Annotated in this window: 23 protein-coding genes; 16 read left to right on the top strand and 7 right to left on the bottom strand. The window is 29.1% G+C overall.

The genetic code is table 11. The annotated features are described in order from the left end of the window. Positions 1 to 139 precede the first annotated feature (139 nt). Together SOR60_RS05015 and SOR60_RS05010 are read left to right on the top strand one after the other, a co-directional pair. A complete protein-coding gene (locus tag SOR60_RS05015) occupies positions 140 to 928 on the top strand; it encodes an ABC transporter ATP-binding protein (RefSeq protein WP_320595379.1) in 789 nt (262 codons plus the stop codon). Then, positions 915 to 1,082 (top strand): hypothetical protein, encoded by a 168-nt coding sequence (locus tag SOR60_RS05010; RefSeq protein ID WP_154542151.1) that lies wholly within the window; start codon positions 915 to 917, stop codon positions 1,080 to 1,082. The genes SOR60_RS05015 and SOR60_RS05010 overlap by 14 nt, the downstream gene beginning before the upstream one ends. Positions 1,083 to 1,836: 754 nt before the next feature. Here the strand turns inward: SOR60_RS05010 and SOR60_RS05005 are convergent. The 3 genes from SOR60_RS05005 to SOR60_RS04995 all read right to left on the bottom strand — a co-directional run bounded on the left by SOR60_RS05005 (position 1,837) and on the right by SOR60_RS04995 (position 5,072). Next, positions 1,837 to 3,123, bottom strand: coding sequence for a dicarboxylate/amino acid:cation symporter (locus SOR60_RS05005; RefSeq protein WP_320595378.1), 1,287 nt, complete (start codon positions 3,121 to 3,123; stop codon positions 1,837 to 1,839). Between the two features lie 1,470 nt (positions 3,124 to 4,593). Beyond that, positions 4,594 to 4,782 (bottom strand): helix-turn-helix transcriptional regulator, encoded by a 189-nt coding sequence (locus SOR60_RS05000; protein ID WP_154542149.1) that lies wholly within the window; start codon positions 4,780 to 4,782, stop codon positions 4,594 to 4,596. Then, positions 4,782 to 5,072 (bottom strand): DUF2178 domain-containing protein, encoded by a 291-nt coding sequence (locus tag SOR60_RS04995; RefSeq protein WP_176270035.1) that lies wholly within the window; start codon positions 5,070 to 5,072, stop codon positions 4,782 to 4,784. The genes SOR60_RS05000 and SOR60_RS04995 overlap by 1 nt, the downstream gene beginning before the upstream one ends. 368 nt (positions 5,073 to 5,440) lie before the next feature. Here SOR60_RS04995 and SOR60_RS04990 point away from each other — a divergent pair, with 368 nt between their 5' ends. From SOR60_RS04990 to SOR60_RS04970, 5 genes are all read left to right on the top strand, one after another. Next, a complete protein-coding gene (locus SOR60_RS04990; protein ID WP_154542146.1) occupies positions 5,441 to 6,670 on the top strand; it encodes a putative DNA modification/repair radical SAM protein in 1,230 nt (409 codons plus the stop codon). 3 nt (positions 6,671 to 6,673) lie between these two features. Then, positions 6,674 to 7,405: a TIGR03915 family putative DNA repair protein gene (locus SOR60_RS04985; RefSeq protein ID WP_154542144.1), complete on the top strand. Its 732-nt coding sequence runs from the start codon at positions 6,674 to 6,676 to the stop codon at positions 7,403 to 7,405. Positions 7,406 to 7,433: 28 nt separating this feature from the next. After that, complete coding sequence (locus SOR60_RS04980) at positions 7,434 to 7,700, top strand: ion transporter (protein WP_176270036.1); 267 nt, start codon at positions 7,434 to 7,436, stop codon at positions 7,698 to 7,700. A gap of 487 nt (positions 7,701 to 8,187) precedes the next feature. After that, the gene (locus tag SOR60_RS04975; protein ID WP_154542142.1) at positions 8,188 to 9,546 is read left to right on the top strand and encodes an MATE family efflux transporter; all 1,359 of its coding nucleotides are present in this window, start codon (positions 8,188 to 8,190) and stop codon (positions 9,544 to 9,546) included. Between the two features lie 72 nt (positions 9,547 to 9,618). After that, the gene (locus SOR60_RS04970; RefSeq protein ID WP_154542140.1) at positions 9,619 to 10,329 is read left to right on the top strand and encodes a transposase; all 711 of its coding nucleotides are present in this window, start codon (positions 9,619 to 9,621) and stop codon (positions 10,327 to 10,329) included. 93 nt (positions 10,330 to 10,422) lie between these two features. Here SOR60_RS04970 and SOR60_RS04965 read toward each other — a convergent pair whose 3' ends face one another. Both SOR60_RS04965 and SOR60_RS04960 read right to left on the bottom strand, forming a co-directional pair. After that, entirely contained in the window at positions 10,423 to 11,079 is a 657-nt protein-coding gene (locus SOR60_RS04965; protein ID WP_154542138.1) for an HAD family hydrolase, read from the bottom strand. A gap of 148 nt (positions 11,080 to 11,227) precedes the next feature. After that, positions 11,228 to 11,767, bottom strand: a complete 540-nt coding sequence (locus tag SOR60_RS04960) for a GNAT family N-acetyltransferase (RefSeq protein ID WP_176270040.1) — start codon at positions 11,765 to 11,767, stop codon at positions 11,228 to 11,230. Positions 11,768 to 11,887: 120 nt separating this feature from the next. On the opposite strand from SOR60_RS04960, the gene SOR60_RS04955 reads away from it, so the two are divergent. After that, positions 11,888 to 12,421, top strand: coding sequence for a chromate transporter (locus tag SOR60_RS04955; protein ID WP_154542134.1), 534 nt, complete (start codon positions 11,888 to 11,890; stop codon positions 12,419 to 12,421). Beyond that, positions 12,414 to 12,974 (top strand): chromate transporter, encoded by a 561-nt coding sequence (locus SOR60_RS04950; RefSeq protein ID WP_176270042.1) that lies wholly within the window; start codon positions 12,414 to 12,416, stop codon positions 12,972 to 12,974. The genes SOR60_RS04955 and SOR60_RS04950 overlap by 8 nt, the downstream gene beginning before the upstream one ends. A gap of 318 nt (positions 12,975 to 13,292) precedes the next feature. Here the strand turns inward: SOR60_RS04950 and SOR60_RS04945 are convergent, their stop codons facing one another. Continuing rightward, a complete protein-coding gene (locus tag SOR60_RS04945) occupies positions 13,293 to 15,971 on the bottom strand; it encodes a cation-translocating P-type ATPase (RefSeq protein WP_320595377.1) in 2,679 nt (892 codons plus the stop codon). Between the two features lie 171 nt (positions 15,972 to 16,142). Continuing rightward, positions 16,143 to 16,652 (bottom strand): LURP-one-related/scramblase family protein, encoded by a 510-nt coding sequence (locus SOR60_RS04940; RefSeq protein ID WP_154542128.1) that lies wholly within the window; start codon positions 16,650 to 16,652, stop codon positions 16,143 to 16,145. Between the two features lie 211 nt (positions 16,653 to 16,863). Here SOR60_RS04940 and SOR60_RS04935 point away from each other — a divergent pair, with 211 nt between their 5' ends. The 7 genes from SOR60_RS04935 to SOR60_RS04905 all read left to right on the top strand — a co-directional run. After that, entirely contained in the window at positions 16,864 to 18,219 is a 1,356-nt protein-coding gene (locus SOR60_RS04935; protein WP_154542126.1) for a TrkH family potassium uptake protein, read from the top strand. A gap of 8 nt (positions 18,220 to 18,227) precedes the next feature. Then, on the top strand, positions 18,228 to 18,893 hold the full coding sequence (locus tag SOR60_RS04930; RefSeq protein WP_154542124.1) for a potassium channel family protein: 666 nt from the start codon (positions 18,228 to 18,230) through the stop codon (positions 18,891 to 18,893). 290 nt (positions 18,894 to 19,183) lie between these two features. Further along, on the top strand, positions 19,184 to 19,873 hold the full coding sequence (locus SOR60_RS04925; RefSeq protein WP_154542122.1) for a zinc metallopeptidase: 690 nt from the start codon (positions 19,184 to 19,186) through the stop codon (positions 19,871 to 19,873). Positions 19,874 to 19,977: 104 nt separating this feature from the next. Continuing rightward, the gene (locus SOR60_RS04920) at positions 19,978 to 20,442 is read left to right on the top strand and encodes a CtsR family transcriptional regulator (RefSeq protein WP_154542152.1); all 465 of its coding nucleotides are present in this window, start codon (positions 19,978 to 19,980) and stop codon (positions 20,440 to 20,442) included. 2 nt (positions 20,443 to 20,444) lie between these two features. Further along, positions 20,445 to 21,020, top strand: a complete 576-nt coding sequence (locus SOR60_RS04915; protein WP_154542120.1) for a UvrB/UvrC motif-containing protein — start codon at positions 20,445 to 20,447, stop codon at positions 21,018 to 21,020. Next, a complete protein-coding gene (locus SOR60_RS04910; RefSeq protein ID WP_154542118.1) occupies positions 21,017 to 21,985 on the top strand; it encodes an ATP--guanido phosphotransferase in 969 nt (322 codons plus the stop codon). Before SOR60_RS04915 ends, SOR60_RS04910 begins: the two co-directional genes overlap by 4 nt. A gap of 2 nt (positions 21,986 to 21,987) precedes the next feature. Then, the coding region (locus SOR60_RS04905; RefSeq protein WP_320595376.1) for an ATP-dependent Clp protease ATP-binding subunit at positions 21,988 to 24,176 on the top strand (2,189 nt) is incomplete at its 3' end.

Here is a 24,176-nt window from a genome sequence, read left to right as displayed (position 1 = left end):
TCATTGCTTTTAGTCTAACTTCTTCTTTTTTATTGTTTGTATTTTTTCTGGCTTTTTCAAGCTCATAAATTTCTTTTTTTGTTTTTTCATCTATTATCTTTTTCATATTCTTATTATACACTTTTAATTAGGTTTTAGTATAAGAGATGTTAATTTTAAGCTCAATAATGGAGAAATTGTATGTCTTTTAGGCAAAAATGGTTCAGGAAAAATCACTATTATAAATTGTATATTAAAAATGTTAGAGTTTGACGGAGGAAATATATTATACAATAATATAGATATAAATAAATATAATAATAATGATTATTTTTCGAAAGTATCAGCACTATTGGAATCATCAACAAACGTTTATAATTATCTAACAGCTATTGAAAATATCGCTTATTTTTCAGGATTATTAAAAATAGATATGAATTATTCTTATGTAAATTTTTTGTTAGATAAGTTTTCAATATATGATTTTAAAGATAAAAAAGTAGGAACATATTCTTTAGGGATGAAACAAAAGCTGTCTATAATAATCTCGTTGTTATCTAATCCTGAATTAATTCTCTTAGATGAGCCAACTCTAGGATTAGATATAGAGAGTAAGTTATCCATTATTGAAATTTTAAAAGAATTAGTTAGTGATAAAAAAATATCTATATTACTTACAACTCATCAACTAGATGTTGTTGAAAAAATTAATGGAAGAGTTATTTTATTAAAGTCAGGAAAAATTGAAAATTTTAATATAGGTAATTATCATAACAAATTTATTATAAAATATAGAGAAAATTCAAAAATTGCAACTAAAGAAGTTACTGGAGATATAATACCAATTCTAAAAAAGATAAAATTAGAAAATTTAATTGAAATTAATAGGAATAGGAAAGAGATTCAATTAGAAGATATTGTAATGGAGAAATTAAATGAAATTACTTAAGTCTGAATTTAACAAGATAAAAGAAGAAATAAAATTTTATTATCCAGATTATATAGTAGGTATTATAGTCGAATTGTTAATATTATTTATAATTCTTAAAGTAGGAAATGATCTAAATATATCTTATTTCTCTTATATATATCATGGGTATTAGTAAGTGGAATAATATCTGAATCTGTGATGTGTATATCTACAGAAAAACAATTAGGAACATTACAAAATTTAATGATTAAACCATATAATATATTTCAAATTGCACTTGCTAAAGTTTTTATATAGTATTTAATAAATCTTGTAAAAATTATACTTATGTCTATTATACTTAAGCTTTTTATTTTTAATGATTTGATTTTAAACTTATCAATAATATATACTTTGCTATTGGAAAGTATAGGTATTTTTGGACTATCATTTGTAATGTCTGCTCTTACTTTAATATATACGAAAATAGCATCTTTTGAAATCATAATATCATATATTATATTATTTTTATCAGGTAGTATTATAAAATTGCCTGAGTTTATACTTTATACTAATTCTATAAGTTATTGTTTTATAATTATACCTAAAATAATTAAAGGGGAAAAGATATATGTAAATTTAATAGTATTATTTGTATTATCTTCAATATTATTTGTTTTAGGATATTTATTATTTAAAATAGTATTTAAAAGAAGTAAAGATTTTTCTTGGAATTATTAAAAATCGATTAGAAAAACTTATTGATATTTTCAATTATATTGTTTGATTATATCATAGTAGTTATATAATAGGATAGCTTAAAGTGTAAAAAGCAAATCTTAAATTTTTAAATATGGATATAAGTTAGTCATTGAATTATATTTTTAATTTTAAAAAAGTGATGATAGGAATGATAAATTCATTCTCTACATCACTTTTTTAGTGGTCTAATTATTATATATAGATCTATCTATCTCATTTTCACTTGATGCAACTATAAGGGCAGATGAGGCTGCTGCTGTAACATTTGTTGCAGTTCTTCCCATATCTGCTAAGGATGATATAGGCGAAAGGATAACAACCATTTCTATAGGAAGTCCCATAGCTGCAAATACTGCTGTTGTTGTAATTGTTGCAGTTCCAGGAACACCTACAGTTCCCAATGACACTAATAAGGCTACAAAAACTAGCATAATATAATCTGATATAGAATAGTTTATTCTTAGAACATTTACAGTTAATAGTGCACTCATTACAGGCCAAAATCCAGCACATCCAGGCATACCCATGGTGGCTCCCATAGGAGCTACAAAGGATGCAACCTTTTCACTTACTCCCATATTTTTAGTTAGATTTTCAATATTTGCCCCAATTGATCCTACTGATGATTGAGTTGTAAATCCAATTGCTTGGACTGGCCAATTTTTCTTAAAAAACTTAAATGGGTTAAGTTTTCCAATAATTCCAATCATAGCTCCTGTTGTTATATAAGAATGAAATACGGAGGCTATATAGGTTAAAATTAGGATAAATAATAGTGGTTTTACTGCACTATAGTCAATTCTTCCTATAGAGCTTGCAAGAAGTGATAAAACAGCATATGGTGTAAAATCTGTTACAAATCCAATAAGCCTAAAGATTATTTCAGAAAATGACTCTATAAAGTCTACAAACGGCTTAACTTCTTTATCTTTTCCTCTTTCTATAAGTTGAAGAACACTTAGACCTATAAGAACTGCAAATACTATTATTGGAATAACTGATCCTTTTGAAGCATCAGCTACTATATTTTTTGGAAAAAAGTTTACGAAAGCATCAGCAAAGCCTGGTACTTCCTTAACTTCGTTTGAAGTTTCTATTGGAATATTTGCATTTTTTCCTATCTTAAATAATACTGCTAAAACTACACCTATAAGGGAGCCTAGAACATTGTGAAGACTTAACACACCAATAGTTTTAAGTCCCATAGACCTTAGATTTGCCAGGTTTTCTGTTGAAATTACTATTTTAATTACTGATGCTAGAAGAATTGGTATTACTAGGGCAAATAATAAATTTGCATAAATCCTACCAAAAACTCCTATATATTCTGTACTATCCTTAAATAAAAATCCAAGAATAATACCTAAAATTGCTCCAGAAATCACTCTAATTCCAAAGGAAATCCCCTTTTTTTTCATAAAGCTTAGGCCATAAAAAAGTATAAAGCCTATAAAAAGTACTAAAAATTTCATATAAACTCCTTTATTTTTTAGTTTAAAAGTGAAAGTATTAAAAGTAATTAAATGGCAAATAAAAGTTGGTAGCATAGCTAGAATATTTTAATAAATCAAAAACTACACTATCTGTTCCACCTTTTACAAAATTTGATAGGTAGAAGTTTTAATCTTATCTTGGTAGGTTAATTATTTTAAATAAGAAATAAATTGAAGGCTTTGAAATATCCTATATCAATGAATGACTAACTTAGATATAAAATAATATAAAAACATGATTTCTGCCTAAATTATCCTATTATTTTTAGAAAATTTTCCGAAAGTATGGCTAAGCTAATTAACATAATTGTATTAAAGTTAAGTTATTCTTTCCTATATTATCTAATCTTAGCTTAATTTTACTATTATGAAATGGTAGGAATAAATTATGGTCTGGATATTATAATATTATGGCCTATATTTTAATTATTTTATTAATAAGTTTCTATGCTCACACCACTTGTTGGAAAATTTTGATAAGTAATTTTTATAAATTTTCTAAAAGAAAAATATTCACTTGCTTTTTCTTATTTCTACCAAGTTTAAAGTTTTTACTTACTAAGAATTATTTTATTTTCTTTCACTTATAAGATAATAAAAATGAGTAAAAAAAATCCCGCCCCACAAAAGGACGAGTTACCGTGTTTCCACCTTTATTCGCTTTTTACTTTGTTTTTCTTAACTAATATAAGTTAAGCATAAAAAATAAAAAACCTCATCGAGGTCAATTAACCTCTAGCGCTATAACAGGCGCACCTGTTACCGACTACTTACTTTCGTCAGTAAGACTCAAAGATGCATAAACATAAATATTTTATAGTCTATCTCAGCTTAAAAGACTTCTCTGTAATAAAACTCTCTTATGTTCTCTTCTTTTTTACGTCATTTATATTACAAGAGTGATTATACAATCCAGACTAAATTAGTCAAGTATAAAAAATAAAAAAATTAAAAAAATTTTAAAAAAAATGTTTAATATCGTTTTCAAGGGGTATATTATAAATAAGAGAAAATAAAATCTCTATCCTACCGGCACAGTATTTAAAAAATACTGGTTACAAAACTTGGCTAAGGGAGGATTTCAAATAAGTGAATAGAAAAAGTGGTGGAAGATAATGTAAAGGTAAGGCCATCTGACATTTTTCTAAGATTTGAAATAAGAAGCTAGCAAGTTTTAACTATATAGGTAAAAGAAAAAAATAAAATATATGGTAAAGGAGTGGTTAGTTCACATAGGTATTAGATAAATTAAAGATAAAAAAATATGAGTGTATATAGACATATAGATATGTAAATATATGAAAAGAAAAATAAAAAATAGAGTAAACGCAAGTTTACAGAAAGGACAAAAGAGTGATAGAACCAAAATCAGAACTCTGTGCTGGTAGGAGAAAATAAATCGACCTTGTAAGTGTAAAAAAACTAAGGTCGATTTTTTTGTGCTTATTTTTAAGGAATAAAAAGTTCATCTACGCTAGTATTTAAAACTTTGGCAAGGTCAAAGGCAAGCTCTAATGAAGGTGAATACTTATCATTTTCAATGGCGTTTATAGTTTGTCTTGAGACCTTACACATATTGGCAAGGTCTTTTTGAGATAGTTTTAATTTCGTTCTTAATTCCTTTATATTATTTTTCATTAAGAATATTTTCTCCTGAATTTCACAACATTAACTAAAAATAAAACTGAAAGTATTACAAGATCAATAAAATGATTAGATTTACCTATTTCATTTCCGATTTTTATACTTATCCAATTTGAAACTATATTTATTACAAGATATGCCATAAAAATAGTAAGAGTATATCTAGAAGCCTTATCCTTTATTTTATCATCTCTTTCATCGCCTAGCTTATAGATAGTAAATAGGCTTATAGAAACTAAAACTACCGATAAAAATAATATAAATAAAAATACAGTAAATAACATAATAACCTCCTTTATGTCAAACATCTTTTACACTGCTATAATACAAGAAAATCTTATAGATGTCAAATAAGTTTGACATATCAAAAAAATAATCCTTACACTAGTATAGATTATTCTTTATATTGTAAGGAAATTATATAGATATATTAATCTTATTTAACTTTCATATTGAAAAAATTTGATAGTACAAATAGATTATTATTTTTCCAATAAATAAAAAGAAATTTGAAAAGTAAGATTCTCTTAAAGTAAAGAGATAACTAAAATAATAACTTGAAATATATAGAAGTTATATTAGAAATTACTTGCAAAAATCCTCCTTTCTTATATAATTATAAGACAGTAAGAGTCTTATAGAGGGAGGGGCTATGGATACTTTAGAAAAACTTAAAATATTAACTGATGCAGCCAAGTATGATGTTTCTTGTTCATCGTCTGGTTCAAATAGGAAAAATACATCCAAAGGTCTTGGTAATGGGCATGTATCTGGTATTTGTCACTCTTGGAGTGAAGATGGAAGGTGTATTTCTCTTCTTAAAATCTTATATACAAATAAGTGTATCTATAACTGCGAGTATTGTATAAATAGGTCATCTAATGACATAAAAAGGGTAGAATTTACTCCAAGAGAGGTGGCTGACTTAACTATAAACTTTTATAGGAGAAATTATATAGAGGGTTTATTTTTATCATCTGGAATTGTCAAAAACCCAGACTATACCATGGAGATGCTAATTGAAGTTGCAGATATTCTAAGAAATAAATATTTCTACAACGGCTATATCCACATGAAAGCAATCCCTGGCTCAAGTCCTGATTTAGTTAAAAAAATGGGACTTTTAGTCGATAGGATGAGTATAAATGTAGAACTTCCCACAGAAGAATCTTTAAAAATCCTAGCTCCTCAAAAGTCCATAAAGGCTATTGAGTCATCTATGGGCTTTGCCAAGGAGAAAATAGTCCAAAGAAAAAATGAAATACAATTATATAGGCACACTCCCAATTTTCTTCCAGCAGGCCAAACTACTCAGATGATTATAGGGGCAGCTAAGGAAAGTGATTTTGATATTATGAAAAGGTCAGAAAATTTATACAAGGACTATGAGCTTAAGAGAGTGTTTTATTCAGCCTTTGTCCCTGTTGTTAAAAGTGAGTTTACAAAAGATGTCAAAAAAGCTCCTCTTTTAAGAGAACATAGACTTTATCAAGCTGATTGGCTTTTGAGATTTTATGGATTTAAGGCAAATGACTTACTTAATGAAAAAAATAATAATTTTGATTTAAGAATTGATCCTAAGACTAGTTGGGCTATTAATAATATAGAGAAATTTCCAGTTGAGATTAATAAGGCAAGTTACTATACCCTTATGAAGATTCCAGGTATAGGGAGAGTTTCTGCAAGAAAAATTATTAATGCAAGAAAGTATAGAAAGCTTAAGTATGAGAACCTAAAGGATCTAAATATTTCAGTAAAAAGGGCTAGGAATTTTATAATGGTAGATGGAAAATATATGGGAGCGAGATTTAAAGATAAAAGTGATTTGAAGAATAGGATGAGTGATTCTAGCTCCTTTGAACAGCTTTCTTTTTTTGGGTGATTTATGGATATTATTGTATATGATGGTTCTTTTGATGGATATCTGACGGTTATTTTTGATTATTATAGTGACTTATTTAAAATAAAGATAGAAATCGAATGTAAGCAGATTTCCTTTCTTAAAATAAAAAAAGTTGAGACCAAGGTTGAAAAATCTAAGAAAGTCGAAGATTCTATAAAGAAGAATCTTTCAAATGAGTTTTTCTTTAAGATAAAAATAGCATTTAAAACGGATTATAAAAATAAAGATACTATTATTGCAAGACTTATTAAACTTGCATATATAAAAGGTCTTATGATTATAAATTCTAGCAACAAATATGGAATAGCTTTTAACAAGATGCTTAAAAATTATGAATCTGAGACCCATGATTTGAAAGGACTTTTAAGATTTAGGGAGATTCAAGAAGAATATCTTTTTGCGGAATATGAATCTCATAATAATGTTTTGGAAGATTTATCAAGGCATTTTTTAAAAAGAATGCCAAAAGAAAAGTTTATAATATATGATAAGAATAGGAGAAGGGCCTTTATATCCATATATGGTAACGTAGAAGTTGTTGATATTCTAGATTTAGATATTGAAGAAAGTGATAGGGAGAAGTTTTTCAAATCCTTATGGATTGGCTTTTATGATACAATAGCTATTAAAGAAAGAGTAAATAAAAAGCTTATGATTTCTAATATGCCAAAGAAATATTGGAAGTATTTACCTGAGAAAAATATGATTAAATAGCTTGTTTATTAATATATAAGGAAGTAATATGAAAGATACAAAAGTTAGACAATTAGGATTTCAAAATATAGGAGTAAGTCTTTCCTACACATTCTTGATGCTTATTTCATTTTTTAAGGATTTTAACACAAGTGGTATAACTATAATGTTTTCTACTATGCTTATATTTGGGATAATTGATAAAATATTTATAGAAAAAGACTTTGAATCTAATCTAAGTAAAATATTTGCTTGGATTTTACTTATAGCTTTTATAATTATAGTAATAGCAAATTTTGAATCATTATTTAAATAAAAAGATTGATGTTTGATAAGAAAGGGGATTAATATCTAACGGATTACAAACTTATATATAAATAAGGGGTATGATGAGAAGAAATGCTCAAAAATATGTTTCTTCTTAGGGTTTATATTCTTAACTATAGCTATTTTAATTCCTTATGATAATTTCGAATTTATATTAGGTCCTCTTAGAGCTGTGGGTTTTCTAACTATATATGGAAATCCTTTACTTGGAATAATAGGTTCTATATTTTCTATAAAAAGAAAGGACTTAGTATTTTTGCTTTTAAATATAGTACAAATTTTGGCTTTTCCACTAACAACATTCATAGGAGGGAGGATTTTTGGTCCTTAATAAGGGTCTTTTAAATTGCATAATAACAATATTGTTAAATTCAAGTAAAAATTAGTCTGTTTTTGATGAAATTCTTTAAAAAGCTTGGAAAAAGTATGATATTTTGATAAAATATCTAAAGTTAAATAAAAAGAAAGGATAGGCTATGGAGAAAAGAAGAGATATAGATCTTACAAAAGAAAATATTAGAAAATCCCTGATAAAATTATCAATCCCCCTAACCCTTACGGCCTTTGTTCAAATAGCCTATACCTTAGTTGATATGATATGGATTGGAAGACTTGGATCAGGAGCTGTCGCTGCTGTTGGAGTTTCATACTTTTTAGCATGGATTGCAGAAGCCTTAGGACTTATTTCAAAAATAGGAGGAGGAGTTTATGCATCTCAAGCTTATGGAAGAAAAGATATAGAACTTACATCTTTAATCCTTAAAAACTCCTATATACAGGGAGCTTTTATTTCAATAATATATATAATACTTATACTTATATTTAAAAGAGTATTTATAGGATTTTATAATCTTGGAAGTGAGGTATCAACTCTTGCTGATAATTATATTACTATTACATCGCTTGGATATTTCTTTGTATTTCTTAATCCTATATTTTCCCAATCTTTTTATTCGATTGGAGAATCAATAACACCTTTTAAGATAAATACATTAGGTCTTGTCTTAAATATAGTACTGGATCCTATTTTTATCTTTGGTCTAGGTCCTATACCTGCTATTGGGATAAAAGGAGCTGCCCTTGCGACAGTTACTGGACAAGCTTGTGTATTTATTACATTTATATTTGTTATGATAAAAAAAGAAGGGATAGTAGCTGATAGCCTAAAAAATTTCACTTTTTCTAGAATATGGCAAAAAAGAATATTTATCTTAGGTCTTCCAGTTGCTCTGATTAGTGGAATCCATGCACTTATAACAATTGTACTTAATAAATTGATGGCAAACTTTGGTCCAAAGCCAGTGGCTGTATATTCTATAGGAAGTCAGCTTGAATCAATATCTTGGAAAACAACTGAGGGATGTCAGGTAGTCATACAGTCTCTTATAGCTCAAAACTACGGGGCAAGACTTATAAAGAGGGTAAAAAAGTCTGTTAAGGAAGGTCTTAGACTTGTTGGAATAATAGGATTTATTGCGACTTTGATTTTATTTATATTTAGAAACTACTTATTTAAGATATTTATACCAGATGATATGGATACTATAGCTCTTGGAGCTCAATACTTGGCTATACTTTCAGCAAGTCAATTTATGCAAGCTTTAGAGATTGGTTCTACGGGAATATTTCAAGGACTTTCAGATACGAGGACACCGGCTTTTATTTCGGTAGTATTAAATGCGATTAGAATTCCTTTATCATTTGCTTTTATTCCTTTTATGGGAGTGATGGGAATTTGGTTTTCGATGACAATATCATCAATTCTAAAAGGGATAATATCTTTGTACTTATTAAGAAAGAAAATAAAAAAGAATATAGTCTACATTAAAGATTAGTGCATTTAGGGACGTTCATTTTGTGCACTATAAAAACAATGGGTATAAATATAAAAAATTAAAGGAGTTTTTATGCCTAGACTAGCTAGATCTATCCAAAATTATAATTACTTTCATATTATGACTAAGGGAATAAACAAAGAAAATATTTTTTATAGTGATTTTTATAAAAATCAGATAATAAGGTATTATTTTGATGAAAAATATGATTGGGATATTTTGGCTTATGCTATAATGGACAATCATACTCATTTTTTGGTTAGAGTTGATAATACAGAAATACTTAGCAATATCATGAAAAGTATAAATATAAGGTATTCTATACTTTATAATAATATCGAAGATAGAAACGGACATCTTTTTCAAAATAGATTCAAATCATCTCCTATAAAATCAGAGAGACAATTATTTGAGTGCACTAGATATATTCATAATAATCCAGTATTTGCCTATATTGCAAAAAGTCCTAAAGATTATAAATTTTCATCATATAATGACTTTTTTATAGAGAATAAAGATAATATTTCAAAGTGTTTTATAAGGTTAATAAAAGATAATTTTAAAAATGAAAATGAATTTTTAAAATTTCATTGTGAAAGAATATTTTCGTTGCAATTAGATACAAAAGAAGATACAAGTATAGCAAAAAAATACATAATGGATAAATTGAAAAATAAATTGGATAGTAATGAGAAGATTAAGCTTTCTAAAAAATTAAGAGAGATGGGATTTACTAAAGTTGAAATAAGCAGAAAACTAAAAATATCTAGAAATAGGATATAAAACAAATTAATTTAATAATGTATAAGTGCAAATACTGAACGTCCCTTTATGCACTAAAAAGAACCTTGCGAGAATTGACAAGGTCTTTTGCTTTTATAGATTTTCAATTTTTTCTTCGTTTACTTCTGCTATATTATCTACAAATATATCAGAAATTTTCTTTATATCTTCCCATTCATTTTCATTATAAGGGAAGTCTTTTACTCCAACTGTCTTTATACCAACTTTTCCAGCAGACTTAACTGCATATAAGGCATCATCAAATAAAACGGCATCACTTGGACCTATTTTATACTTATCTAGGGCATATTGCCAATACTCACTCTCACTTTTTTTAAAGCCAGACTTATCTGGTGTATGGATGAAGTCAAAAAGCTCTATTATATCAAGTCTTTCTAGGGCATTTTTCAAATGCTTATAGTCAGTTGACGAACAAATACACATATCATAACCAAGTTTTTTGAGTCTTTTAAGGTAGGTTACAGTTTTTTCTTTTGGCATTAAGTTGTTTTTATAGCCATCTTCTATTGTGTGGTAGAAGTATTCTATAACTTCATCTTCACTCTTATCAGTACAAACATTAATATTAAGCCATTTCATTGTATCTATAAAGTTCATGGATTCTATCTCACCTTTTTCTTCTTTTGTAATTTTATAATTATATTTATCTAAAAGAGAATTTATAGGTTTAATCCATATATGCATGGAATCAAGAATTGTTCCATCGCAATCAAATAGTAATTTTTTCATCAAATCTCCTTATTTTCTATAAAAGCTTGACAAGAATTATTATATTATAACCCAAATCATGAAAGAATTCTTAGTATTCTTACTCATAAACAAAGATTCCCAAAATCTTTTATTTGTATGTCCATATTTTAAAATAATTATACAAAACTTAGGCAAGTTTTATATTTGAGTCTACATAATTTGCCGGGAAAATCGACTTCAATAGTCTAATATAATTATTAAAACTTATAGTCTTATTGAGACTCATAAGCTCAAGGTCTACTCCAAACCAAGATACTGTAATATCAGTTTGCCTAAATCCTAAATTTTTATAAAAATTCTTTCTTTTTTGCCTTTGAACTATGTTATTTGCTCCATCTGTACAAGCTTCTATTTCGATTATTATAGTCTTATTTTCTTGTTTATTTAATAAATCAATAGACTCTGAACCTATCTTTAATCCCCTATACCCGTCTTTTATAGCAAAGTAATCTATAAGTAGGGTATCATCTTTGTCTGAGTCGAGGGTTATAAACATTCCAACGAAATCATCGTTTAAAATTATAGGAATAATCCTACCTTGATTATTTTCACATACCTTTATAATTTGTTTTAATGGCTTTCTTTCTTCCTTCGGGAAGGCCTCTATATATAAATCTTTAATTTCACTCAGATAATTTAAGTAATTATCAGATAATCGTAAATCCATAAATATCCTTTCATAAATTTTAGAAATTTTGAATACAAAAACTAATATACCTCATCAAGGGCTTAATTTCAAGAATTTAGCTATGAATGCTCTTGTGCTATAATAAAGATAGGAGGATATATGAAGATATTATTAGACCTTTATAAAACATTTTTTAAGATAGGAATCTTTACTTTTGGAGGAGGATATGCAATGTTGCCTTTGTTACAAAGGGAGCTTGTAGATAAAAAGGGCTGGATTACAGAAGATGAGATGCTTGACTACTATGCTATAGGTCAGACTACACCAGGTATTATAGCTGTAAATACATCGACTTTTTGTGGTTACAAAAAGGCTGGAAAGCTTGGAGGAATAATTGCATCCTTAGGTTTTGTTAGTCCTTCTATAATAATAATTATTATTATAGCAAATTTTTTAGAAAAATTTGCTCATTTAGCTGTCATAAACCATGCCTTTGCAGGAATTAGGATAGCGGTATCTGCCCTTGTTTTAAATACTGTAATTAATATGGTGAAAAAAACTTGCGATAGAAAGCTTAAATACCTTATATTTTTTCTTACCTTTATAAGCATAGGAGTTTTTTCTATCTCTCCTATAATAATAGTTATAAGTGTTGGAGTTTTAGGGATTATCTTAGGAGGAAGATATGCTTAGACTAATGTGGGAGTTTTTTAAAGCAGGGCTTTTTGCCATAGGTGGTGGAATGGCAACTTTTCCCTTCTTACAAGAGATGAGTGAAAAATATAACTGGTTTTCCCAAGAAGAGCTTTTAAATATGATAGCTGTATCAGAGTCAACCCCCGGAGCAATAGGGATAAATGTGGCAAGTTTTGCAGGCTACAAGGTTTATGGAATCACTGGAGCTATTCTTGCATCACTTTCACTTATAGCACCTGCCATTATTATAATTTTAATCATATCTAAAGGGCTTGAAAGCTTTAAAAATTCATTAATAATAAAAAATATGTTTGAAACAATAAGGCCAGCTACAGCAGGATTAATCTTGGGAGCTATGCTTAATGTTATGATCTTATCTTTATTTAATGTGGCTTTGTATGAAAAAACGGGAAAATTCTTAGACTTATTTCAAATTTTACAAATTATAATATTTGTATGTTTTCTTATAGTATTAAGAAAGTATAAAAAAATCCACCCCATTATAATCATTGCCATAGGAGCTGTTTTGGGAATTGTTTTTAAGTTGTAAAATCCCAAAGAAATTGTATATTCTAACTCTAATAAAAGTATTTTCGAAATATAAAATCGGAATATTCTACAGAAAAAAAGTTTGAATCATTAGAAAAATCAAAATTAAGATATATATTACATTAATATTAAAACTAAGAAAGCTTTAAAAAATTAGGATGCATGACCACGATTGAATATCGATTTTATGCATCCTAATATAAAAATTTAATAAATTAAGTATCAAACAAGCGTTGGTTTACTTAACTCTTGTTTTTTGTTTGAAAATCTTTATAACTTTAGTGAGTACATTTTGTAATCCAACAAAAGTTATAGTATTTTACTTATTTTTCCTAGCATTTATCTTGTGAACTTCACCTATTATAAGTGGTATAAAGGCGAGTGCAAGAATTATTAGCCATTGCCAAGTTATAAATTCAAGCTCGAATAGCTTTCTCAAAGGTTCAATATACATTACTATTAAAAGTAGACCAAAGGAGAATATAGTTGCCTTGATTAGTTGTTTGTTTGTAGCAAATCCTAATTCTTTTAATGTATATTTTGTACTTCTTACTGAAAAAGATCTTAAAAGCTCACTTGTTATAAGAGTAGCAAATACCATGGTATGGGCTCCTTCTATATTTCCAGGGAAGATATATTTAAGTCCTATAACATAAGCAAGTAAAACAGACAATGTTATAGCAAGTGATTGAACTATAAGTGAGTTTTTTAATGCACCTGATATAATTTGCTCTTTTGGATCTCTTGGTTGTCTTTCCATTATGTCTTTTTCTCCTGGTTCAACTCCTAGGGCTAGTGCAGGAAAAGCATCTGTTACTAGGTTTAGCCATAATAGTTGGATAGGTGTAAGTGGGGAAGGTAGACCAAATAGAATAGATAAAAATACAATTAAAACTTCTGCTATATTACATGAAAGTAGGAATGATACAAACTTTCTAATATTTGAGAAGATTATTCTTCCTTCTTCTACTGCATTTACAATAGTTGCAAAGTTATCATCTACTAGAATCATATTTGCAGTATCTTTGGCAACATCTGTTCCTGTTATACCCATTGATATACCGATATCAGCATTTTTAATCGCTGGAGCATCATTTACCCCGTCTCCTGTCATAGCTACTATTTCGCCATTTTCTTGAAGGGCATTTACAAGTTGTACCTTATTTTGTGGAGAAACTCTGGCAAATACTCTTTTTTCTCTAGCAATTTCTCTAATCTCATCATCAGACATATTGTTAAGTTCTTTACCTTCTATAGCTTGATCCTTAGAATCGGCAATTCCTAAATCTCTAGCTATAGCAAAAGCTGTTTCAAGATAGTCTCCTGTAATCATTATAACATCTATTCCTGATGAGCGACATTCAGCTACTGCTTGTTTTGCCTCAGGTCTTGGAGGGTCTATCATTCCTGTAAGACCTACAAATACCATCTCTCTTTCGATATTTTCGCTTGTAAGTTCTTTGTCTTTTATAGATTCAAAGTCTCTAAATGAGTAAGCCATTACACGAAGAGCTTGTTTTGCAAGACTCTTATTTTCTTCAATAGCTTTATTTTTCAAGTCCTCAGTAAAGTCTACGATTTCTCCATTCAATAGAATCTTTGATGAATTTTCTATAATAATATCAGGAGCACCTTTGGTCATGGCCCTGTATTTTTCATCTACATTATGGAAAGTTGTCATCATTTTTCTAGTAGAATCAAAAGGGATTTCTTTAAGTCTTGGAAATTTTTCTTCCATTTCTTCTTGGATTATGCTCCATTTTTCTGAAAAAGTAAGCATAGCACCTTCTGTAGGGTCTCCTATAATTTTGTACTGTTCGCCTTCACGAGTAAGGTCTGCATCATTACAAAGAGTTGATATTGTCATCAGAAGCTTGATTTGTTCATCATCTTCTATCTTTTTATCATCAAGTTTTATATCCCCTTTTGGAGTATAACCGCTACCTTCTACTTCATATTCATTTTCGTTTGTCCAAATCTTTGTTATAGTCATCTCATTTTGTGTGAGAGTACCAGTCTTATCTGAACAAATTGCAGTAGTTGCTCCAAGTGTTTCTACAGAAACAAGGGATTTTACTATAGCCTTTCTTTCAGCCATCCTATTCATTCCTATAGATAAAACTATAGTTACAACTGCAGTAAGTCCTTCTGGAATAGCTGCAACTGCTAGAGATACTGCAATCATCAAGTTTTCAAGTAAGGTGTCACCTGTTCTAAAATATCCTACTATAAATACAATAATACACACAATAATAACAAGTATTGCTAAAAGCTTTGAAAGCTTATTTAATTGTTTTTGTAAAGGTGTGTCCTTATCCTCTACTTTTTCAAGACTTGAAGCAATCTTACCCATTTCAGTATCAGAACCTGTTTGGGTTATAATACCCTTGCCATGACCATAGGTTACTATAGTTGATGAAAAGGCAAAATTTTCCCTATCACCTATACCTACTTCACTTTCATATACTACTTCGCTATCTTTTTCTGCAGCTACTGATTCTCCTGTTAGAGATGATTCATCTATCTGTAAATTTGATGATTCTAAAAGTCTCATATCAGCTGGAACTATATCTCCAGTTTCAATTACAACTATATCACCTACTACAAGATTTTCTGCCTTTAGCTTTTGTTTTTTTCCATCACGAATTACGCTTGCCTCAGGTGAAGACATTTTTTGCAAAGCTTCTACAGAATCTTCTGCCTTACCTTCTTGTAGAATAGACATTATGGCATTAATAACTACAATTGCGATAATTATAATAGCTTCAACCTTATCTCCTGTAAAAGCTGATACTACAGATGCAACTATAAGTAAGATTACCATAGGGTCTAAAATTTGTTCGGCAATTTTTTTAGCTAAAGACTTCTTAGCCTTAGATTCGATTTTATTTGGGCCATTTTCTTCTAGTCTTTTTTGGGCTAAATCATTATTTAAACCACGTGCCGCGTCAGAATCATATTTTGATACGATTTCTTTTTTTTGACCTAAATAGTCCATTTATACCTCCTAAAATTTTTCAAAAAAGAAAAGACTTTTGGCTTATTTGCCAAAAGTCTTGCTACCAAATGGTTTATTCAACCGGGATAAACCGTAATGACGATTGAATAATTTAGCTACTCCCTTTTGTTATAATAATTATATATCAAAAAATAGAAAAATCAAAGTATTTTAACAAGTAGAACAAGCAGCATCAGCAGCTTCATCATCCCTATTTTTCATTTCATTTATACAAAGACAAATCGCAATTAGGATAAGGCTTAAGTCTTCCCTATAAACGGTAAGCTCATATTGGTCTGTAAGGGCAAAAAACTTCTTATTCATATCAGCAACTATCTCATTTTCACGATATATTTCGAAGTCGTGGTCTATTATAGAACCTTTTAAATGAAGTTTTATACCTTCATAGTCTATATCGACCTTTCTTTTTAAAAATGAAAGTTTTTGGTCGATTTCCATATGACTTCCATCATTAAAATCTACGAAATATTTTTGCAAAAATGACCATATCTTTTTACTTATAGTAAATAAAACTTTTCCATCTGAATCCTTAAGTTTTGCACTATAGCCTATAAGTTTAAAATCTTGGTCAAAGAAAAAAACTTCCTTGCCATTTTCATCAAGGACAGGGTACTTATCTGTAATTTTAAAAAATTTTTCCTTAAAATAGTATTTTTTCATTTAAACATCCTTTTTTATTTTATTTTTATTATATACTATAATTTATTTTTTGTACTTTAGAAAAATTTATAAATTTAGGAAAATCAGCAATAAAGTAAAAGTTTTGACAATTTTTTTTTAGGGTGTAAAATTAAGTAAGTATATGCCCTTTGATATAATAAATCACAGGGCCTTAAATTTTGGATGATTTAAGTTGGAGAAAGAAGATATTATGCAAAAAAATAAAACTCATATGGAAAAATTATCATACAAAATAAGTTCCAATCCACCCCTTTACCTTACTATAGGTTTCATGGTTTTAATTTTAATAGGTGGTTTTATCCTATCCCTACCTATTTTTACAAAAAGTGGAAAGCCAACACCCTTAGTTGACTCTATCTTTGTTGCTGCATCTGCCTCTTGTGTTACAGGTCTTACTACTGTAAATACATTTGAGCATTGGAATACTTATGGACACATCGTTATTATACTCCTTATCCAAATAGGTGGACTTGGGGTAATGACTTTGGCAACTCTTTTTTCTTTAATTTTAAGAAAAAAAATAGGTCTTAAGTCAAGAAAGATTTTAAAGGAACAATTAAATATAGATACTCTCAAAGGTATTATGAAGCTATTTAAATATGTATTAACCTTTACCTTTATAGTAGAGGGAATAGGAGCTATGATTCTTGCTACAAGATTTATTCCAATTTATGGAAGACTAAGAGGGATTTGGTATGCTATATTTCACTCCATATCAGCCTTTTGTAACGCAGGATTTGACTTGACTGGAGATTCTATGTATCCTTTTAGAAATGACCTAGTTATAAACTTTACCATAATGGCTCTAATAGTTATAGGGGGTCTTGGTTTTATGGTTACAGCTGAGATTTTAAAAAAGAAATCCTTAAAAAAACTATCAGTCCATGCTAAGCTTGTTTTAATAGTAAGTTTGAGTCTTATAGTAGTTGGAAGTTTGGTATTTTTCTTTATAGAAAATCAACCTGGTGGAGTAGTTTATAATGAAGGATTTTTAAATTCTTTAGTCCAATCGACCTTCCAATCAATTTCCGCAAGAACAGCAGGTTTTTATTCAGTTAAACATGATAAAATAAAGGATGCATCGGCTTTATTCTTGATAATACTTATGGCAATAGGAGGCTCTCCTGGTTCGACAGCAGGTGGAATTAAGACTACAACCTTTGGGGTTTTGATTCTTTCAACTATTTCTATTATTAAAAATGAAGATGAGGTTGTAGTATTTAATAAACATATAGATCCAAAAACTATAAGAAAGGCCTTAGCCATTATAATGGTATACATAGGACTTATATTTATAGTTATATTCTTGCTATCTATTACGGAAAATTTTTCTGTAATAGATATATCGTATGAGGTTACATCAGCCTTTGCTACAGTAGGGGCAAGTAGGGGAATTACTGGACATCTAACAAGTATAGGAAAGATTTTACTTACTTTAAGTATGTATCTTGGAAGAATTGGTCCAATAACTATGGCCTATTCATTTGGGCTTAAATCAAAGACAAAATATATAAGATACCCAGAAGCAAATATTAGTATAGGTTAGGAGATATTATGGCAAAAAGTGTAATAGTATTAGGTCTTGGTAAGTTTGGAGTAACAGTAGCTGAAAAACTTTACCAAGCAGGAATTGAAGTTATGGCTGTAGATAAAAATTATGATATAGTTCAAAATATGAGTGATAAGGTAACAAGTGCAGTTCAATGTGATCTTTTAAATGATAAGGCACTAGAAGAGTTAGGAATAGGAAACTTTGATATTGCAGTAATAGCAAGTGGGGAGAGTATTGAGGCGTCAATTTCTGCTACCCTTTTTGCAAAAGACCACAATGTAGATAGGATTATAGCCAAGGCTACAAGTAAAAACCATGCAAGAATCTTAACAAAGATTGGAGCGGATCAGATAATTTTTCCGGAAATAGACATGGGAGAAAAACTTGCAAGAAGTATAGCAGGATCAAATTTCTTACAATTTTTCCACTTTTCTGATGATTATTCTATGATTGAGCTAAAGGCATATGATGAACTTATTGGAAAAAGTTTAAAAGAGATAAACTTTAGAGATAAATATAAAATGATGGTTATAGCTTATAAAAGGGATGGAGATTTAATAATAAATCCTGAAGCAGATTGGAGAATAAAAGAGGATGATACCTTAGTTCTTATAGGAGATAGTGATAGTGCTGACAAACTTCAAAAGGCTGCAGATAGATATAAATAAAAAATATAAACTTAGGAAAACGAATAAAATGATTTGAAATGTTGAAATTTAAATAAGAAAATAAAAGTAAAAAAAAGTTTGCATTTTTCAAAAATCATGATATAATATAATCAGCTAGTAAATAGCTAGGTTTTTCATTATTAATTCCTTATAGTTTTCCCTATAGAAAACTAGGACTAACTTATTCTTTTCTATATTATAAAAAGGCCCTTAAGGGTCTTTTTATTTACCTAATTTATTTGAAATATGATATAAGTATAAGTATATTTAAGAAAAAGAAAGGAAAGAAAATGCCATTTTATTTTGATAGAACCTATATCTTGGTTCTTATTGGACTTCTTATATCTATGCTTGCTCAAGCAAATATTCAAAAAAAGTTCGATAAGTACAAAAGGATTAAGACAAAAAAGAATATAAGAGGATTAGATTGTGCAAGGTATATACTTGATACTTATAGCTATGATGATATATCTATAAAAAAGACAGGAGGCGCACTTTCTGATTACTTTAACCCAGTAAGTAAGGAAATAGCTCTATCTGATACATCTTTAACTGATATATCTATAGCCTCAGTTGCAGTAGCAGCCCATGAGTGTGGTCATGTTATTCAATATAAGGAAGGTTATATCCCTCTAAGGTTAAAATCATATATAGTTCCTGCAGTAAACATAGGGTCAAAATTATCAATCCCTTTAATTTTACTAGGAGTATTTTTATCAATAGCAAATCTTATTACAATTGGAATATTTCTGTTTTCTTTTGTATTAATATTTCAACTTATAACACTTCCAGTAGAATTTGATGCATCAAAAAGAGCCTTAAATGTCCTTGAAAAATCAGGAATGCTTGTGGGAGAAGAAAATGATTTTGCAAAAGATATGCTAAAAGCTGCAGCCTTAACATATGTTGCTGCAACACTTTCAACAGCTCTACAATTTCTTAGACTTTGGCTTTTATTTGGAAATAGACGTGATGATTAGCTTGAATGTAGACTATTTTAGTGTACAATAAATATAAGATTCTTAAGATGAATCTTTATTTATTAGGAGAAAGGTCAGAGAAAGTCAAAGAAAAAGAGGAATTTATGGCAGGACTAACATCTGATATAGAAAGATTCTTAAAGGCTCTTTTAGAAAATACCACAGATGGATCTTTGGAGATAGGTAGAAATGACCTTGCAACAAGATTTGAATGTTCACCTAGTCAAATTAACTATGTGCTTTCAACAAGGTTTACCCCATATAATGGTTATATTATAGAAAGTAAACGTGGTGGTAATGGCTTTATAAGAATTATAACTATTGTAGAAGATGAAGATGATTATATAAAATATATTATTAAAAATTTAGATAAAGAACTTACAGAAGAAAGAGCTAAGAGCTTTTTTAAGGAACTTTTCAATAAAGGATATATGAATGAAAAGGAGCTTGGCATAGCAGTGTATGCTATCTTAGATAAATCCTTGATAAATGTTGAAAAGAAAAAAAGAAATTTGGTAAGACATGATATAGTAAAAAATATCCTACTAAGTTTTTTGATAAGGAGTTAAGTATGAAGTGTGATAGATGTGATAATGAGGCTGAAGTTACGGTAAAGGCCATAGTAAATGGTAGAGAACATAACTTTCATTTATGTAGTGATTGCGTAAATAAACTTTCCAAAGAGCCATTGGATGAAATAGATGGTTTTAAGGAAATAAATATCAATAATTTCGATTTAAGATCATTAATGGATAAACTTATCCCATCACTGGATGAGATAATAAATTCATATTATGAGTACAAATATAATAAGAACAACTATAGCTTTGACTATTTTACTTCACTTAAGCAAGAACATTGTCCAAAATGTGGAAATAGTGAGGCAAATATTAAATCAGGTATATTCGGTTGTGAATATTGTTATGAAATAGATTCTAATAATACTGACACACTCTTAAAGCAAATAAATAACTTTCAAACATATGAGGGAGATTATCCTAATAAACATAGAAATTTTAGAAAGATTGCTATAGAAATAAGGGATTTACAAGAAGAGTTACAAAAGTCAGTTGAATCCGAAGATTTTGAGAAAGCTCAGGATCTTAAGGAAAAAATAGATGAATTAAATATGAAGGTGAGAAATTGATAGATTATTATAAAGATATAATACTTGAAAGTAACTTATCTTTGAAAAGAAATATTGAAGGATATAATTTTCCTATTAGTCTATCAGAAGAAGATTCTCTTTTAATTATAGAAAAGTTTAAAGAAATCTACGAGGATGAACTCATTCTTTTAGAAGAGGTAGACGAAAATACCCTAAATAAACTTATAAATTCGGGTGTTTTATCAGAAGATTGTAAAAATAAGCAGGCAATAATAGGTCTAGTCTTCAAAGATGACTATATTATAGTTATAAATGATACAGATCATATTTCTATAAATGCATCAAACTTTGGTCTTGATTTAAAGAGCTCTTTCGACATATTATCAAGTGTGGAAAAATTCTTAGATAAGAAATTTGACTTTGCTTTTTCTGCAAAATATGGTTATCTTACAAGTTTTGCAAGAAATACAGGAAATGGAATAGAGCTTAAACTTAAGATGTTTTTATTTGCTTTAATAGACAACTCTCAATCCTACCTTGCCCTTAAATCAAATCTTGCTCATGATGGCATATACTTTACAAGATTTCTCCCATACTATTTCAAAAAATACAACAAAGATATCTACTTATTAAAAAACTATGGTAATTATAGAAAAGATATAAAATCCCAACTTGAAAAAATAGAAGAGATTGTAGATACTCTTGTAAGAAATGAAAGAAGATTTAGGAGAGACTACCTTATTATAAATGGGCTAGTTGATGATGATATAAAAGATAGGGTAAAGATTTTAAAAGAAAACCTAAAAAGTGAAAATTTAAAGTCACTTACAGATATGCTAGAAGTCTTATATGATTTAAAAAAATACAATATCTTAGGCTTTAATACAGGTCTTAGTGATGTTGAGATAGACTATTTAATATTCAATCTTACAAAGAATAAGTACAAGGGTAACAGAGACAGTGAAAGATATGAGTTTTTAAACTCATATATAAAGGAGCAGTAATAATGGAAAATAATAAGTTAAATAGACTAACAGGTCAGGCTAGAAGAGAATCTTATTCTCTAAGCCATGATTATATAGGCACTGAACATCTGCTTTTGGCCCTTATGAAAACAGGCTCTATAGCAACCAAGGCACTAGAAGAAGCTGGTGCAAACTATGAGCTTTTAAGGTCAATTGTTATAAATAACATAGGAAAGGGTTCTGCAGTAAGACCTGCCAAGGAATACTCCAACCAAGTTAAGAAAATCCTTGACATGGCAAGGAATTTTGCCCAAAAGAGAAAAAAGATAGGGGCAAGCGAAGAAGACGTCCTACTTGCTATCTTAAATGATGATGATTCATTTACCAACCTTATGTTTATGTTATCAGGTCTTGATAAAAAGACTATAAGGGATAATTTAATAAAATTACAAAAAGAAGATGAAAAGACAAGTTTTAAATCCAAAGAACTTGGAGAAAATATAGAAAAATTCGCCAAAAACTTAAATGATTTGGCTAGAGATAGAAGAATAGATCCAGTCATAGGAAGAGATAAAGAAATTGAAAGACTTATCCAAATTCTTATGAGAAGGACCAAAAATAATCCTATCCTCATAGGAGATCCAGGAGTAGGTAAAACTGCCATAGTAGAAGGTTTGGCTCAAAGGATTGTAATCGAAAAAGTTCCAGCCATAATGGAGGATAAAACAATAGTATCTCTTGACCTTGCATCAATGATTGCAGGAACAAAGTATAGGGGAGACTTCGAGGGAAGGCTTAAAAAACTATTTGAAGAACTTGAAAAAAGAAAAGATGTAATATTATTTATAGATGAGTTTCATATGGTTCTTGGAGCGGGAGCTGCAGAAGGAAGTATGGATGCAGCAAATATCCTAAAACCAATCCTTGCCAAGGGAGATATTCAAATAATAGGTGCTACAACTATAGATGAGTATAGAAAACATGTTGAAAAAGATCAAGCTCTAACAAGAAGAATGCAGCCAGTATACGTGGAAGAGCCATCTACAGAAGATACAATTGAGATAATAAAAGGACTTAAGGATAAGTATGAAGCTCACCATAAGGTGGAAATCAAAGATGAAGCAATTAAGGCAGCAGTAGACTTATCCAAAAGATATATCCAAGATAGGTTCTTACCAGATAAGGCCATAGATGTAATAGATGAGGCTTGTTCAAAACAAAGAATCCTAAATTACAAAAATAATAAAGATGATAAGTCTAAAAAAGATATTCTAGATGATTTAATTGCTCAAAAAGAAGAGGCTATAAATAATCAAGATTTCGAAAGAGCAGCAAATCTTAGAGATAGAATAAATGAAACAAGAGAAAATCTTGAAAAAGAAGAAGAAAACAAAAACCTAGACCTTGCTATAGGATTTGATGAAGTAGCAAAAATAGTTTCGGACTGGTCTAAAGTTCCTATAACAAAACTTACAGAAGATGAAAAGGAAAGGTACAGAGACCTAGATGTCGATCTTAAAAAAGAAGTCATAGGTCAAGATAAGGCAATTGATGAAGTATCTCACGCTATAAAAAGAGCAAGAGTTGGCCTTAAAGATCCAAACAAACCTATAGGATCATTTATCTTTGTAGGACCAACTGGAGTAGGTAAAACCTACCTTGCCAAATCTTTAGCCAAAAACTTATTTGGAGATAGCGAAAATCTAATAAGAATGGACATGAGTGAGTACATGGAGAAATTCGCAGTCTCAAGACTAGTTGGATCTCCTCCAGGATATGTAGGATATGAAGAAGGTGGACAACTTACAGAAGCTGTAAGAAAAAGACCTTACTCAGTAATACTATTTGACGAAATCGAAAAGGCCCATCCTGATATCTTTAACCTTCTTTTACAAATACTTGATGATGGAAGACTAACAGACGGTCAAGGAAGAACAGTAGACTTCAAGAATACCATCATAATCATGACAAGTAATGTAGGAGTATCAAGCCTAAACCAAAAACAAACTATAGGATTTGGAACAGGTGATGAAGAAGAAAAACAAAAAGAAGATAACAAAGAAATTATAGAAAAGGCTATAAAAGATACCTTTGCACCAGAATTTATAAATAGACTTGATGATATCATTATGTTCAACTCTCTTGATAAAGAAGCTATCAAGGAAATCACAAGAATAATGTTAGATGAAAGCAAAGAAAGACTTGAAAAACTTGGTATTGAGATAAACTA

Source organism: Anaerococcus porci, assembly GCF_034090325.1.
GTDB classification, from domain to species: domain Bacteria; phylum Bacillota; class Clostridia; order Tissierellales; family Peptoniphilaceae; genus Anaerococcus; species Anaerococcus porci.
This window is presented reverse-complemented; position numbering and strand designations above follow the sequence as displayed.